Here is a 14,206-nt window from a genome sequence, read left to right as displayed (position 1 = left end):
ACCGGTTCAGATGGCGGCGTGGGGCGGCCGGGCATCACCTCGGTGAGCTCGTCCACCACCTTTCTCCGCCTTGCGGTGCTCGATCATCTCGAACAGGTTGGCGTAGCGGTACAGGTGATCGAAGTCCTCCAGCACCCCGAACTCGTACGCCTGCTTCAGGTAGGGGTCGGGCTCCATCCGCGCCACCCGCGCGGTCAGGTCCACCGCCACCTGCTCGTACGCGATCGTCGTCTCCAACGCGCGCTCGGGATCGCCGGCAGCAGCCAGTTCACCACCCGCTGTTGCTGCGCCTCGACGTAACGCAGGTACGCCAGCTTCCCTCGGCCCTGGCTCATCACCACCTGGGTTCCGGGCACACCCCGCCGACCGGACCCCCGTCACGCGAGCCTCCGACGCGGCCAGATCCATGGCCACCTTCCTGACGGCTCTCCACCAACCCGCCCCCAACGGCGCGCCCGCAGGCCGGGACCGCGGCGGGCCACTGACCGACCACGCCGGGGGATTCGCCAAGGCGCTCACCTCCGCCACCGCGCGAGGGCTGATCGACGACCCGGACGCCGTCCGCGCCGTCTGGCACGACGCGGTCACCGCGCCTCAATGGACGGGCCCGGCGCTATGGCTCCACGCCGACCTGCACCCGGCCAACGTCCTCACCACCGACGGCACCTTCTGCGGCGTGATCGACTTCGGCGACCTCTGCGCGGGCGACCCGGCATATGACCTCGCCGCCGGGTGGCTCCTGCTCCCGGACGACACGACCGAACACTTCTACGCGGCCTACCAGCCGACCCCGGACACCGCCACCACGCGCCGCGCCCGCGGCTGGGCGATCGTACGCGCCCTCAGCGGCATCCTCATCGGCGACGACGGTGTCCACGGCCGTCCCGGCGGCAAGCCCACCTGGGGCCCACCCGCGCACGCCGCCCTGCAACGCCTCACCGCCACAATCCGCTGACCCGGCGATCGCCACGGCGTCCGACAAACGGCGTGATCAGCCATCCGCGTATCGGCACGATCGAACGTCGAGCGCCCGTATGTCTGTCACGTAACGCGACTCCACGTCGAGGATGTGGCCGGCGCGGCGGGTCTACGCCTCCCTAGGGTCCCCCCGCACCCGGAACGGGGTTGAAGTCGTCATCGACCAGGCCGAGCCGGTGCGCCAGCACCGCCGCCTGCACCCGGTTGCGCAGCACCAGCTTCTCCATCGCCGCGGACACGTGCGTCTTGACGGTGGTCACCCCCAGATGCAGCCGCGCGCCGATCTCCGCGTTCGACAGCCCAGCGCCGACCAGAGCCAGGACCTCCCGCTCCCGGACGCTGAGCAGCCGCAGCGCCGCCGCCGACCGGTCGGGCTCGCGTTCCCGGTCGTGGGCGGCGAGCGCCCGGCGCAGGACCCGGGCCAGCACCGGCGGCGCCAGCAGCGCCTCCCCCCGCGCCGCCCGGCGTACCGCGTCCACCAGTTCCTCCGGGGCGCCGTCCTTCACCAGGTAGCCGATCGCGCCCGCACCGAGCACGCCGTACACGTTGACGTCGTCGGCGAACGTGGTCAGCACCACCACCCGAGCGGACGGCTGCCGGTCCAGGATCCGCCGGGTCGCCTCGATACCGTCCATCCGGGGCATCCGCAGGTCCATGAGGATCACGTCCGGCCGCAGCCGCTCGGCGAGGCGGACCGCCTCGTGGCCGTCCCCCGCCTCACCCACCACCTCGAAGCCACCGGCCGTCCGCAGCAGCAGACCGACCCCCGCCCGGACGAGCGTCTGGTCGTCCACCACGAGCACCCTGATCATGTGTTCTCCCTGATCGGTAGCCGGGCCCGCACCCGCCAGCCACCGCCGTCCGTGGCTGTCGCGGCGAGCGTGCCACCGAGCAGGCCGACGCGCTCCCGCATCCCGTTCAACCCGTACCCGGACGCGGGCAGCACGGGATGCCGCTTCACCGGCCCGCTGTCCAGCACCTCCAGCAGCAGCCCACCGTCGACCACCCGGACGTCCACCGAGGCGATCGCCCCGGGCCCGGCATGTTTGAGGGTGTTGGTCAGCGCCTCCCGCACCACCCGCGCGGCCGTCGTCCCCACCACCAGAGGCACCCGGTCCAGCGCGGCCGGGTCGCTCATCTGGACCGCGACGCCCGCCTCCCGTACCCGTCGGGCGGCGTCCCGGATCACCTGCGCCGGCTCCACCTGGGGGTCGGCGGGCTCGACCGCCTCCGGGTCCCGGAGCACCTCCAGCAGCTCCCGCAGCTCGTCCAGCACCTGCCCGGCCGTGTCGCGCAGCTCGCCGAGGGCGGAGACCGCCTCCTCGGTCCGGCCCGTGTGCTGCACGGCGTACCGCGCCGCGCCGGCGCGCAGGGCGATCGCCGCGATGTGGTGGGCCACGATGTCATGCAGGTCCCGGGCGATGGCCGCCCGCTCGGCGAGCCGGGCCGCCCGCGTCTCCGCCGCCCGGCGCTCCTCCACCTCCCGGGCACGCTCCTCGGCCGCCACTGCGGCGTGCCGCACCCCGCGCAGGTACCGACCGAACGCCACCGGCGCAGCAACGACCCCGGCCAGCATGATCAGGCGGATCATCCCCGTGCCGCCGGAGAGGACCCCGGCGTCGCCGTGCCGCAGGACGTCAACCAGCGTCACCCCGACGAAGAGGACGTAGGCCGCCGCCGTCGAGGCCCGGCCGCACCAGTACGCGACGTAGCCCAGCGCGACCGCCGCGGCGAGCTGCGCGGTGCCCGCCCCGGCCGGCGTCACCGCGTCGGCGACGAGCAGCAGCGCCGACTCCGCGAACAGCACCGGCCAGGGCCACCGCCGTACGGCCACCAGGGCGAGCCCGGCGAGAACCGCGAAGACCCCCGCCCACTCCTCGCGGGCCACCCCGGGCCGGGCGAGCCAGGTGCTGGCCAGCCCGAGGCCAGCCGTGACCAGCCCGAGCAGCAGCTCCCGCCACCAGCCGCGTCGCCAACCCATCACCTGGCCAACCATACGGAGGGACGGCGTCCCCGCCGGCCCTCCCATCGGCCGCCATGCCTCCTCCAGGTGGCCGATACGCCGACCCCCGGCACGAGCCCCGCCCCGCCGTCCCGTACCTAGCGTCAACCGGCGTGACCAGTGACGCGCCGACCTTCCTCGCCCAGTTCATCCGACACCCGCTCACCACCGGCGCGGTGTTGCCCAGCGGGACCACGCTCGCCCGGGACATCACCGCCGCGGTACCGCGGGTGGGGCATCCCCTGGTGGTCGAGCTCGGGCCGGGGACCGGGGCATTCACCCGGACCATCCAGGAACGGCTGGCCGGCCGCGGCCACCACCTGGCGGTCGAGCTCAATCCGACGTTCGCCACCGGCCTGGCCCGTCGGCACCCCACCATCGAGGTGGTACGCGCCGACGCCGCCACCCTCGGGGAGTTGCTGGCGGAACGCCGGCTGGTGTCCGCCGACGTGGTGATCAGCGGGCTGCCCTGGGCCGCCTTTCCCGCCGGGCGGCAGCGGGCGATCCTCGACGCCGTGGTCGGATCGCTCGGCGCTGGCGGAGTGTTCACCACCTTCGCGTACCGGCACGCGCTGCCGACCCGCCCGGCGCGGCGCTTCCACTCGCTGCTGACCAGGGCCTTCGACGAGGTGACCGTGGGCCGGACCGTCTGGACCAACCTGCCGCCGGCCCTGGTCTACCACTGCCGCCGCCCGCTCCACCTCGACCGCCGGCACGCGGGCCGCCCGCCAGCGAGGTAGCCGCACAGCGGCAGCTGGCCGGTTCTACGACTTCCCGGCCGAGCACTGGTACACCTACGCACCTCGAACCCGATCGAGTCCACCTTCGCCACCGTCCGGCACCGCACCCGCGTCACCAGGGGGGCCAGGCAGCCGCGCCGCCGGCCTCGCGATAGCGTTCAAGCTCATCGAGGCCGCCGAGGACCGGTGGCGGGCGGTCGACGCACCCCACCTCGTCGCTCTCGTCCGCGCTGGCGCGCGGTCTACCAACGGACTCCCTGGCCGAACGTGAGGAGCCGCGCTGCCTGATGGACGCCCCCCAGCCGATGACCGACGAGGAACTCGCCGAGATCGAGGAGCTTGCCGACGCAGCGACTCCGGGTCCATGGCACGTGCGTCAACTCGACGATGACTTCGCCATGAGCCTGGTCGCCATCAGCACAATCCCGGGCACCGGGCTCGCTGAACGCTGGCCGGACTTCGACCATCACGAGATGGTGGCCGCCACCCTCGTCCAGCACCCCCGCTACGTCGATATCGCGGACGAACGCTGGGACGAGAACGCCCAGTTCATCGCCAGCGCCCGCCGCGACATCCCACGCCTGATCGGTGAGATCCGAAGGCTCCGCCGCCTCCTCGCGGCCAACGGGGGAAAGACCACCGGGGACTGACCGGCCTTACGTCGACCACCCAGGTAGCCGATGAGAGCGCGTCGCTTGACCAGACACCCGCGCGATCAAAGCAGTTCGCCGGCGCAGCGTTCATGATCGCCGCAGCCATAGCAGGTGTATCGCATGCAGTCGGTGCAGATCCCGAGGTTTTCCAGCCGGTACCGGTCATGGCAGGTGGAACAGATCTCGCGGCTGGTGAGCATGGCGTTCCAGCCGACGGACCCGCCATTGAGTTCGTACGAGGCGGCGACGAACTCGGCCAGCTCGGCATCGTACGCCGGAGCCGTCGGGTCGCCGATCTTGCAGTTCAAGCTCCAGCAGTACACCGCGAAGAACGCCGTGCCGGTGACCAGGAAAGCGCGACCGCGTCCGTCCCGGACCCAGGCGTCACGGAGGTGCCGGACGCGTTCCTGGAAGGGCCGCGAGTCGTCCAACATCACGCGGTCGCCAGTCATCCTGGCATTATGCGGGCGGGGTCAAGTGGTGATCGGCACCAGATCACCTCGTTCAGCTCAGCCTGCATCTGCGCCGTGCATCGTTGGGGGCGGCCCCTGCCGCTCTGTGACCCAAGCCACATGCAGTTCCTGTCAGCAATCGGGGCGCCGTTCCGCTCAACTCGCGGAAGCAAGCGAACCGACGGGAGCAAAACATGAAGCACCGCATCGTCGTCCTCGGCGCCGGCTATGCCGGGGCCCACGTGGCTGGGAACCTGGCCCGCCGGTTGTCCCCGGCGGACACCGAGATCACCGTGGTCAACGCCGAGCCGGACTTCGTCCAGCGGCTGCGGCTGCACGAGCTTGCGGCCGGCCACGAGATCAAGGCTCCGAAACTCGCCGACGTCTTCGCGGGCACGGGGATACGGCTACGCCTGGCCCGTGTCACCGCCGTCGACCCCGAGCGCCAGGTCGTCGCCGTGGCCGACGCCGACGGCGGCGGCGAGCTCGGCTACGACACGCTTCTCTACGCGCTTGGCAGCCACGGCGACGACCACGGCGTCCCCGGCGTGGTCGAGCACGCCTTCGACATCGCCGCCCGGCCCTCGGCCCTGCGCCTGCGCGAGCGCCTGGACAGCCTGGGCAGGCGGGGCGAAGGCGGGCGTGTGCTGGTCGTCGGCGACGGGTTGACCGGCATCGAGACCGCCACCGAGATCGCCGAAGCCCGGCCCGGCCTGTCGGTGACGCTGGTCGCCCGCGGCGAGTTGGGCGCCCGGCTCTCCGCCGGAGCCCACAGACACCTGCGCCAGGCCTGCGCCCGGCTGGGCATCACCGTCCTGGAGCACACCAAGGTCGAAGCCGTCGAAGCGACGCGGGTGCTGTGCGCCGACGGCACCGCCCGGGCGTCCGACGCAACCGTGTGGACGGCCGGGTTCGCCGTCAACCCCATCGCCGCCGCCAGCGGGCTGGAGGTCACCGAGAACGGTCGGATCGTCGTCGATCGCACCATGCGGTCGGTCTCGCACCCGAACGTCTACGCCGCCGGCGACAGCGCCTACGCCATCGGCGACAACGGCCGGCCGCTGCCGATGTCCTGCGCTTCGGCCGGCTTCACCGGTCAGCAGGCCATCGAGGCGATCGTGGGACGCCTCACCGGCCGTAAGATCGCGAACACCAAGCTGGTCTACCCGGGCAACCACATCAGCCTCGGGCGGCGGGACGGGATCCTGCAGCTGGTCGACGACGAAGCGCAAGCAAAGCCGAAGTACGTGGGCGGCCGGAAGGCCGCGCGGATCAAGTCGGGCATCCTCAAGGTCTCGCTGTGGGCCACCTCGCACCCGACCTTCGGCCTGCCCAAGCGTAAGCACCGCCTGGCCGCCGCGCCGGATGCGTCCGCCACGAAGGCGGTCGGCGTAGCCGCCTAGGGTGATCCGCGTGGACAGCACCACCACCGATCGCTTCGATGCCAGTCGGTTCGAGGCCAGCCGGAACCGGCTGGCCTCACTGGCGTACCGGCTGCTGGGCTCCGCCGCCGACGCCGAAGACGCCGTGCAGGATGCGTTCCTGCACTGGCAGGCCGCCGACCGGCAGCGGATCAAGGTGCCGGAAGCATGGCTGACCAAGGTCGTCACCAACCTGTGCCTCGACCGGGTCCGCTCGGCACAAGCACGCCGTGAACGCACCATCGGCGCCTGGCTACCCGAACCGCTCCTCGCCGGCGACCCGATGCTCGGCCCGGCCGACACGTTCGAGCAGCGCGAATCGGTCTCCCTGGCCGTGCTGACTCTCATGGAGCGCCTGTCACCCCTCGAGCGGGCCGTCTACGTTCTGCGCGAGGCGTTCTCCTGCAGCCACGCCGAGATCGCCGAGATCCTCGACATCACCGAGTCCGCGAGCCAGCAGCACCTCCATCGGGCGCGGCGCCACATCGCCGCCGCGCGCCGACGTGGCGGCGGCGAAGTCGACCCGGCGTCCGCCCGCAGGATCGTCGAGGAATTCCTCGCCGCTGCCTCCTCGGGCCGCACCGAACGGTTGGTAGCGCTGCTCACCGACGACGCGACCGCGATCTCCGACGGCGCCGGCCTGACCGAGACGCTGCAGCGGTACGACACTCCGCAGCGCGTCGCCGCCGTCGTACGGGCCGGCTTCAAACCCACACCCGCGAAACGGCGACTTGCCGGCGGCACGCCCGCCATCCACTACGCGCTCGTCAACGGCAGCCCCGCCATCCTCTTCGTGCTCGGCGACCAGGTCCTCGGGGCCGTGGCGTTCGACATCACCAACGGCAAGATCGCAACCGTGCGCGGCATCGCCGCCCCCACCCGCCTCGCCCGCCTCGCCGAAGCCTGGCGGCAGCACGAACCGGACACGCCGCTCATCGCCCAGTGGTGACCCGATGCCGGCCGCGGCCAGGCGCAGCATCCGCGCTGCGATGAACCGCTCGCGTAGCGCGACGGCGTGACCGTGACCCCGATCAACCCGCGCCTGGTCTTCGTGCCGCGCCTGCGCCTCCACCAGCTGATGGTGCACGCCGAGCCGCCGAGGTCCGTGGCGCCCCAGCTGGTCGGCCCTGCTTGTCGCCCCGTGTCCAGAGCACGGCCCGCCGGCATAATGCCTACGTGTCGCACGCCGATCTCACGTTGTCTGCTTGGTTGGACCTGTCCGACGAGGCCGCCGGCCGCACCGCCGCTGCCATCGCGCGTAGCACCGAGGTCCGTCTCGCTGGCATGGGTCCGCATGCGTACGTTGGCCGGACCGGGCGGGTCGCATTTTTCGATCGCGACGGCATCCGCTACGCCCTGGTGCCAGGCGGCACCGTACAGCTCGGCCATGACGCCGACCGCTTCGTTCCCAGCGTCCGGCAGCTCACCGACTTCACCACGGCCACCGCACAGTACGACCTGACCAGGCCGCTCGGCCGTTTCGTAGCCGAGGCCACCTCGCCGCCGCGCCACGTGTTTCTACCGGCCCGGCTCGTCGCGGTTCGCGCCGAGGAAGCCGACGCGCTGCTGGCAGCCGACGACGAGGCCGATGATCTCGACGACAGCGACGAGGAGTACGACCACGCCTGGCTGATGGCCGGACTCGATCGCCGCGGCCTGCGACCGCCGACTCCCGACGAATGGGAGTACGCCTGCGCCGCCGGGGCCACCCACCTGTTCCGCTGGGGCGACGAGTATCCCGAGGGCGAACCCTACGGCGACGTGCCCCTCATCCAAGAACCGAACCTGTTCGGCCTGGTCATCGGAGACGACCCGTACCGGGCCGAGTTCACCACCGACCCAGCGGTCCTGTGCGGCGGAGACGGCGGCGCGGCACTGTGCGGTGGCTATGGCAGGTTTCTGACCTGGCTCACCCTCGCCACCGCCTACCGCGACCCGGACCTGGCGGAGGCCGTCTACGACGGCGGCCTCACCGGAGAGACTCCGGTGCGTCCCGTCCTGGAGATACCTTGATCAGTGGTTCAATCCCGCGTCAGGCGCTCAGCGTGCTCAGTTTCCTTCGTTGAGACGTCGCTGTGTCGACTGCGGTGCAGCCGCCACCGAGTGGTTGTGTCGTCCGGGCCCCGCAGCTCGCCGCTGGACAGCGCCAGGTCGATGCGTTGACGGACGACAGGTTCCATGTCGGGCTCGACAGCGAACAAGATCCTCAAATGCAACTCGCCATCGACCCAGTCCGCGTGACTGTGGTGCGGCGCCAGGGGGCACGGCGGCTCATGATCCCAGCGTCCGCACAACGCCGCCGTGATCGCTGCCCCCGGGGCCCGCAGATCTGCCCCCGCCTCCATGACGAGGACTGCCTCATGAGCGAACGCCTGTCGCACGCGCTCAGTGTCTCAGGAGGCTTCGCGCCGCAGGCCAAGAACCCCCGGAACGTGCCTGAGCCGCAAGCCTGCCAGTGAGCTGTTTCAACCCTGACGTGGAGCTGGCGTGACGGTTCACCACTGGCCCCACCCGCGGGGCCGATCTCGCCAAGAGTCAAGTAACGGTGCGTGAGGCCAAGACTGCTGGTGCGGCTGCGCGGCAGTGCGCGGATCTGCCGATGAGCAGATGCCATTCGCTCATCGGCATAGCGCACCGGCCGTCCACCGGCGACGTGCCGGTTCGGACGCGAGTGCGGCGGTTCACGCTGTCAGACACGTTGGTAGGCACCGACGCCGATATGACCTTCAGCGCCGACCCCCGCTCACCAGTTACATCAAGCGTCCGGATGGTAGGCGAGGTTGACGGTGAGTGCGGCCAGAGCGAGTCCGAAGAAAAGTGCCCAGGCGCCGAGTCGGAAATTACCCGCCCGAATATGTGCGCCCAGCGCGCCAAGGAAGTACAAGACCAGACCGGCTGCCGCGAGCGTACTCACGACCGGCACGACCAACCCGGCCAGCAAGCCGAGCGCGCCCGCGCCCAGGAGCATTCCCAATGGTCGTACCCACGATCGGGGTATCCGATTGCGGTCCGCCTCCGCCTTTGGGTATTCGTGGCCGATCACGTTTGCGATGGCGGCCGAACCGTTGAGGGCTGAGGCGAGCAGGGTCACCGTGAGATAGATGGCGAACATCGGCGTCTCCGTATGTGTAAAAGTGGCGGTTGACCAGTCGCTCACAGACGAGGTGACGACCCCGATGTGTGACACGGTGTTGAGTGTTCTAACTCACAGCGCTATGGCTGTCAGCTTCTGTGGGTTGCTGACGACGTGGATGGTCTGAACCAGACCCTCCACCGTGTGCAGGGTCATCGCGAGCACCGGCGTTCCGTCACAGCGGACGACGACACCGGGGCCACCGTTGAGGTGGAGCACCCCGGCCGTCGAGCCCACCGGCTGTTGCCGGGAGAGAACGACGATGGCCCGGGCCACGAGGTCCGAACCGTGGATGGGCTTGCGTGGCGCACCGGTGAGGCCGCCGCCGTCGCTGACCATCGTCACGTTCGGTGCCAGAACCTCGACGACCACGCGTCGCTGCAGCTCGACGTGGGCATCCTGGCCGCGCCGGGCGTCGAGCGCGTGGAGTGGCTCGACCGAGAGGAGTTCATGGTCGGCGCGCCGACGCTGTGCGTTGACGGGATGACGGCCGCGGTCGCCAACGTGCTGGCCGACCCCCGCGTGCGGGTGTGAGAAGCCTGCATCGGCACGAGACATCCCCACTACGCCGGCGACCGGCCGGGGAGCATCGCGGCGGCGCGCGGACATCGAGTTGTCGGCGTGGAGGAGGGCAAGCCAGTTCGCACCCCGCGCAGTTCCTCGACGGTCAGTTCGAGGAAGCCGACTGGACCGAGCCCGGTGACGTCTTAGTCGGCGAGCACTGGCGCATCCTCATCTGCCGCGATCCGCGCGCTACGCAGGGTTACGTGACCGCTCGCGGCTCGCGGTGCGGATCTGCCGATGAGAGGGCGTCGCGGTCGCTGTTGTACCGATGTGAGTTCGCCGAGAAGTGGCCGTGAGCGCCGGCCTGGCCGCACAGGTCTTGCATGGCGACCGTACTTCTCGGCGATGTGCGGGTCCGCTGGCAGACGCTGATTGTCGGCGGGCTACAGGTTGTTGATTCGGGCCAGTAGCTCTGCCTCGGTCAGGTTTTCCAGGACCGCGTCCTGCTTGCGGGCCAGGACCGCCAGCAGCTTCTCCTTCTCCAGCTTCTTGGTCGCCGCCGCCTTCGCCGCCTGGTCCTCCGTGAGGCGGACGGCGATGACGTGCTTGACGACCTCCAGCTTGGTCTCCAAGGTTGCCTTGGCTGGATTGGCCTCGGTGGCCACGAACGACTCGGTGTCGACGGCCTTGAGCTCGGCGTTGACCGCCTTGGCCACATCATCGAGGCTGAAGCCGGACTTGGCGGTCAGCGGAAGCTCCCACAGCTGTTCAGTGGTCAGCAGTCCCTTGGCCGACGGATAGCGGAACTTCTCCCGTGTGGCCTTCTCGAAAATGGTCACGGTAGCCTCTCTGGAATATCTGGGTAGGGAATCAGAACTGGATGCTGATGAGGCGGCGCCGGCCGCCGGTCATGGTCACCTTGGCGACCACAGAGCTGCGGACCGTGGAGCTGAAGCCGAGGCCGGACAGCTGATCCGGAGACGGCTCGCACTTGGTGCGGTCGCCGAGAACCTCGAACACCTTGCGGTGCGGTTGCAGGTCGCTGCGGAGGAACTCGTTGTAGATCCCCCGCGTCGGCTGGTCATTCACGCACCCCTTCAGGATGAAGAAGTAGTGCCGGTTCCCGACCTCGTTGTCGTCGAAGTAGTTCGGCGAGTACATGATGGTGGACACCGGTACGAACTGTTCGGTGGTGATGCCCCACAACTCCTTGCCCGCACTGCCCGGCTGCACGTCCTTACCCGGCCGGAAAGCGGTGATCACCCCGCCGGCAACCGTCATCCGGCCCACCTCGACGGTCTCCTTGTGGCTGACCGCGCGCTCGTGGCTGTAATGCTCGATCTTCCCGTTGCTCTCGGTCTCGATGACGAAGCCGACCTGGGTGCTGTCCCGCTTGCGGTACTGGTTCACCTCGAGCCGGTACTCACCGTCGGGGACACGGTCGGTCCAGGTGACGTTCTCCACCGGCTCGCGGGAGAGCGTCCCGCCGGCGTTCATGTCGACGTCCAGCTTGTTGCGCTTCTCCTGGTACCAGATGTGGTCGCCGTTGGGTTCGTACACGTGCAGGTCTAGGTCGTCGTGGTTGAACCAGGACAGGCTCACCCGCAGCTTGCCGGTGACGTTGCCGCCGGCCCGCTTCACCTTCTCCCTGATCGAGTCGGTGACGTTGCCGCCGTACGACCAGCCGAAATCGTTGTCCCACTTGAACAACCGCGGAGCAGCCGGGCACCGGCCGGTGGTGAGGCTGACGAGGTGCGGCTCGTAGGTGTTGGCGACCCACAGGTCGATGGTGGCGGCGCCGGGCAGGATGTCCTTCATGAAGGAGACCACGGGGATCTCCTCCGGCTTGGCGTCGCGAAGGAGCGCACCTGACGACCGGGTGGTGGCCGCCTGCATGAGCAGCCCTTCGATGCCGTCCTTCATCCGTGCCTGGGTGTCGTTGTCGACCCACAGCACGTTGGTGACCGACACGTCGGACAGCCGGGCGAACCGTCGCTGCAACGACTCCTCGATACCCAGCTCGGCAATGGTCCTCATGGCGGCCTTGACCATGCCCGGGGTGATCAACGCCCTGGGGCGCTGGTAATTCTGCGGCGCCACCTTCGCCTCGAACGACCGGACCGCCTGCTCCAGGTCGACGCCCGCGGAGAGATCCTGGACGAGGGTGCCGATCACCGTGTTGCGGAACCGGGCCGCCGGGTTCATGGCGTTGGCGAAGACGAAGGCACGTCGGTCGGTCGCCTGGGTCCACCGGTTCTGCAGCGAGCGGAACTCGGTCACCGTCCGGCGATGCTCCGCGCCGCGGTAGAGGGCGTTGTCGTCGACGAGGTCGACGACGGTGTCCAGAGCGTGCCGGGTCAGCTCGGCCAAGCCACGCTGGAAGACCTGCACCGCGGCGTCAAAGTTGCCCTGTGCCGCGCCGACGTCCTCGATGCGATGCCGCTTCTCCACCCGGCCGTGCAGGTGGTGCCACACCTCGACCCGGCCGTCGCGCAGCGTTCGGGTCGTCTTCGTCCCGTACTGCGCCTGAGTGGACCGGAAGATGGTGGACAACGGCAGCGAAAGAACGAACTCGTCCAGAGCGGCGGCGACGACGGAGAAGACCGGGTCGGATGCCGACACCCCGGACCAGACGGTACGGACCCGCCCGTCGTGGATCTCGACGACGTTGCCGAAGTGCTTGATGAAACTGCGGCAGGTCGAGCAGTCGTACTCGGATCGCTCACGGAACCGCAGATTGGTGCCGGCGGGGAAGGAATCGAGAAAGGTGAGCCAGAGTGAGTCCCGGTCGAGACCGTCGCCGACGGCGTACAACTCACCCCTGGACATCGTGGACAGACGCGAAGTCACATCCGTCACGAACTGCTGGAAATCGCCCACCGTTTCATCCCCCTTGATCGCCGGAGATCCTACGCAGCGAACGCCAATCGGAGAAACGCGTTTCCGGCTGTCCGCGCGGTCACAGACGGGCGCCGGTGGCCGGCGGTCAGTCGACCGGAGCCCATACGGCGGTGGGGTGCCGGGCCGGCGGTCAGCAGTTTCCGCCAGTTGGCCGGTGGCGCCGTTGAGTACATCCCGGCTCACGCTGTGGTTGCCTTCCCGGGCACCGACAGGCCTGGGTGGTCGAACAACTTCTCAGGCACGCCAGGCTCGCACCGAGGGACCGTGCGAGCGCGCGCTCGATCAGGTGCTCGTTCATGCCGCTTCAGGTGGGCTGGTGTTCATCGCAGGTGGTGACGCACGGTGATGTATGGCTATCTCTCCTGCTTCCGCTTCCCCTGTCGTGCTGGCCGATCAACTCGTTGTGCGCGCCGCGGTGTCGGCCTTCCTCGGCCGTTACCGTGGCCAGACTCGCGTCCACACCGAGTCCGACCTGCGGGTCTTCCTGCGCTGGTGCGCCGAGCGCGGCCTTGACCCGCTGGCTGCGGCGCGGGTGGATATCGAGCGGTACGTGCGTTGGCTGCAGGGCGTCCGCCGGTACCAGCCCTCGACGGTGTCCCGTCGACTGTCGGTCGTGGTCGGCTTCTATCGGGTCTGCGTCATCGACGCGATCCTGGAGCACTCGCCAGCCGACTACGTCCGTCGCCCCATGGTGCCGGCCGAGTCGCCGACCCTCGGACTGGGGCACCTACAGTTCGAGGCTTTGATCACGACCGCCCGACAGTCCTCGAACCCGAACGACTTCGCCCTCGTCGCACTCCTGGGCCTGCTCGGGCTGCGGATCTTCGAAGCCTGCGGGTCGAACATCGCCGACCTGGGTGAGGAGCACGGGCACCGGGTCCTACGCGTACGCGGCAAGGGAGGCAAGGTCGTGCTCGTCCCGCTGCCACCCGCGGTGGCCCGAGCCATCGACCGGGCCGTCGACGAGCGCACCAGCGGGCCGATCCTGCGCAATACCCTCGGTGTTCGGATGGACCGGCATGCCGCCACCCGCCGGCTCAAGCACCTGGCCCACACGGCGGGGATCCGGATGCCGAGGATGCACCCGCACATGCTGCGCCACACCTTCGTGACCACCATGCTCGACGCCGGCGTCAGCCTGCGTGACGTGCAGATCGCCGCCCGCCATGCCGATCCGCGAACCACCATGCGCTACGACCGCGCCCGTAAGAACCTCGACCGGCACCCCAACTACATCCTCGCTGCCTACATGGCCTCTGGAACATGATCAGCCGCTCACGGCTCTGCCGATGACCGGAAGTTGGGTGGCTGCATGCGCAGCGTCCTCCTAAGGGACGTCTCGTAACCGGGTGAAGGCGTTGCCTGGGACGGGGTCGGCGGTCAGCCGGCGAGGATGATGTTGTGGAGGTTGGCGATGCCGGA

At 69.7% G+C, this 14,206-nt stretch carries 14 protein-coding genes and 3 pseudogenes; 9 read left to right on the top strand and 8 right to left on the bottom strand.

What is annotated here, in order from left to right; all coding sequences use genetic code 11:
• Positions 1 to 6: 6 nt before the first annotated feature.
• Positions 7 to 237 (bottom strand): hypothetical protein, encoded by a 231-nt coding sequence (locus ACZ6Q9_RS29105; RefSeq protein WP_396830383.1) that lies wholly within the window; start codon positions 235 to 237, stop codon positions 7 to 9.
• Positions 238 to 315: 78 nt separating this feature from the next.
• On the opposite strand from ACZ6Q9_RS29105, the pseudogene ACZ6Q9_RS29100 reads away from it, so the two are divergent.
• Positions 316 to 955: pseudogene (locus ACZ6Q9_RS29100) on the top strand (phosphotransferase); the annotation flags it as partial.
• Positions 956 to 1,097: 142 nt separating this feature from the next.
• On the opposite strand, the gene ACZ6Q9_RS29095 reads toward ACZ6Q9_RS29100, so the two are convergent.
• Together ACZ6Q9_RS29095 and ACZ6Q9_RS29090 are read right to left on the bottom strand one after the other, a co-directional pair.
• Entirely contained in the window at positions 1,098 to 1,790 is a 693-nt protein-coding gene (locus ACZ6Q9_RS29095; RefSeq protein WP_393449879.1) for a response regulator, read from the bottom strand.
• Positions 1,787 to 2,959 (bottom strand): sensor histidine kinase, encoded by a 1,173-nt coding sequence (locus tag ACZ6Q9_RS29090; protein ID WP_396830425.1) that lies wholly within the window; start codon positions 2,957 to 2,959, stop codon positions 1,787 to 1,789. Before ACZ6Q9_RS29090 ends, ACZ6Q9_RS29095 begins: the two co-directional genes overlap by 4 nt.
• A 134-nt stretch (positions 2,960 to 3,093) precedes the next feature.
• Between ACZ6Q9_RS29090 and ACZ6Q9_RS29085 the strand changes: the two genes are divergently transcribed.
• The 3 genes and pseudogenes from ACZ6Q9_RS29085 to ACZ6Q9_RS29075 all read left to right on the top strand — a co-directional run bounded on the left by ACZ6Q9_RS29085 (position 3,094) and on the right by ACZ6Q9_RS29075 (position 4,370).
• The gene (locus ACZ6Q9_RS29085; protein WP_393262042.1) at positions 3,094 to 3,720 is read left to right on the top strand and encodes a class I SAM-dependent methyltransferase; all 627 of its coding nucleotides are present in this window, start codon (positions 3,094 to 3,096) and stop codon (positions 3,718 to 3,720) included.
• Positions 3,721 to 3,742: 22 nt separating this feature from the next.
• Positions 3,743 to 3,991, top strand: a pseudogene (locus ACZ6Q9_RS29080) (IS256 family transposase); the annotation flags it as partial.
• A 16-nt stretch (positions 3,992 to 4,007) separates the two neighbouring features.
• Positions 4,008 to 4,370 carry a hypothetical protein gene (locus ACZ6Q9_RS29075; RefSeq protein ID WP_393449885.1) on the top strand — a complete coding sequence of 121 codons (363 nt, stop codon included), beginning with the start codon at positions 4,008 to 4,010 and terminating at the stop codon, positions 4,368 to 4,370.
• 65 nt (positions 4,371 to 4,435) lie between these two features.
• Here ACZ6Q9_RS29075 and ACZ6Q9_RS29070 read toward each other — a convergent pair whose 3' ends face one another.
• Entirely contained in the window at positions 4,436 to 4,825 is a 390-nt protein-coding gene (locus ACZ6Q9_RS29070; RefSeq protein WP_393449888.1) for a hypothetical protein, read from the bottom strand.
• Between the two features lie 194 nt (positions 4,826 to 5,019).
• On the opposite strand from ACZ6Q9_RS29070, the gene ACZ6Q9_RS29065 reads away from it, so the two are divergent.
• The 3 genes from ACZ6Q9_RS29065 to ACZ6Q9_RS29055 all read left to right on the top strand — a co-directional run bounded on the left by ACZ6Q9_RS29065 (position 5,020) and on the right by ACZ6Q9_RS29055 (position 8,259).
• Positions 5,020 to 6,228, top strand: coding sequence for an NAD(P)/FAD-dependent oxidoreductase (locus ACZ6Q9_RS29065; protein WP_393449891.1), 1,209 nt, complete (start codon positions 5,020 to 5,022; stop codon positions 6,226 to 6,228).
• A 10-nt stretch (positions 6,229 to 6,238) separates the two neighbouring features.
• A complete protein-coding gene (locus tag ACZ6Q9_RS29060; protein WP_393262032.1) occupies positions 6,239 to 7,195 on the top strand; it encodes a sigma-70 family RNA polymerase sigma factor in 957 nt (318 codons plus the stop codon).
• Between the two features lie 227 nt (positions 7,196 to 7,422).
• Positions 7,423 to 8,259: a hypothetical protein gene (locus ACZ6Q9_RS29055; RefSeq protein WP_396830382.1), complete on the top strand. Its 837-nt coding sequence runs from the start codon at positions 7,423 to 7,425 to the stop codon at positions 8,257 to 8,259.
• A gap of 742 nt (positions 8,260 to 9,001) precedes the next feature.
• On the opposite strand, the gene ACZ6Q9_RS29050 is transcribed toward ACZ6Q9_RS29055, so the two are convergent.
• Entirely contained in the window at positions 9,002 to 9,358 is a 357-nt protein-coding gene (locus tag ACZ6Q9_RS29050) for a DoxX family protein (protein WP_393449400.1), read from the bottom strand.
• 93 nt (positions 9,359 to 9,451) lie between these two features.
• Positions 9,452 to 9,748 (bottom strand): annotated as a pseudogene (locus tag ACZ6Q9_RS29045) (RNA polymerase subunit sigma-24); the annotation flags it as partial.
• Between the two features lie 21 nt (positions 9,749 to 9,769).
• Here ACZ6Q9_RS29045 and ACZ6Q9_RS29040 point away from each other — a divergent pair.
• Positions 9,770 to 9,913, top strand: a complete 144-nt coding sequence (locus ACZ6Q9_RS29040) for a hypothetical protein (RefSeq protein ID WP_393262024.1) — start codon at positions 9,770 to 9,772, stop codon at positions 9,911 to 9,913.
• A 413-nt stretch (positions 9,914 to 10,326) separates the two neighbouring features.
• Here the strand turns inward: ACZ6Q9_RS29040 and ACZ6Q9_RS29035 are convergent, their stop codons facing one another.
• Both ACZ6Q9_RS29035 and ACZ6Q9_RS29030 read right to left on the bottom strand, forming a co-directional pair.
• Entirely contained in the window at positions 10,327 to 10,722 is a 396-nt protein-coding gene (locus tag ACZ6Q9_RS29035) for a hypothetical protein (RefSeq protein ID WP_396830380.1), read from the bottom strand.
• Positions 10,723 to 10,753: 31 nt separating this feature from the next.
• Positions 10,754 to 12,763, bottom strand: coding sequence for a hypothetical protein (locus ACZ6Q9_RS29030; RefSeq protein ID WP_393262614.1), 2,010 nt, complete (start codon positions 12,761 to 12,763; stop codon positions 10,754 to 10,756).
• Positions 12,764 to 13,187: 424 nt separating this feature from the next.
• Between ACZ6Q9_RS29030 and ACZ6Q9_RS29025 the strand changes: the two genes are divergently transcribed.
• Positions 13,188 to 14,051, top strand: coding sequence for a tyrosine-type recombinase/integrase (locus tag ACZ6Q9_RS29025; protein WP_393262019.1), 864 nt, complete (start codon positions 13,188 to 13,190; stop codon positions 14,049 to 14,051).
• Positions 14,052 to 14,206 lie beyond the last annotated feature (155 nt).

It is taken from the genome of Micromonospora sp. NPDC049139, assembly GCF_055586845.1.
The sequence above is the reverse complement of the archived record's forward strand: the minus strand, read 5'-3'. Positions and strand labels throughout refer to the sequence as shown.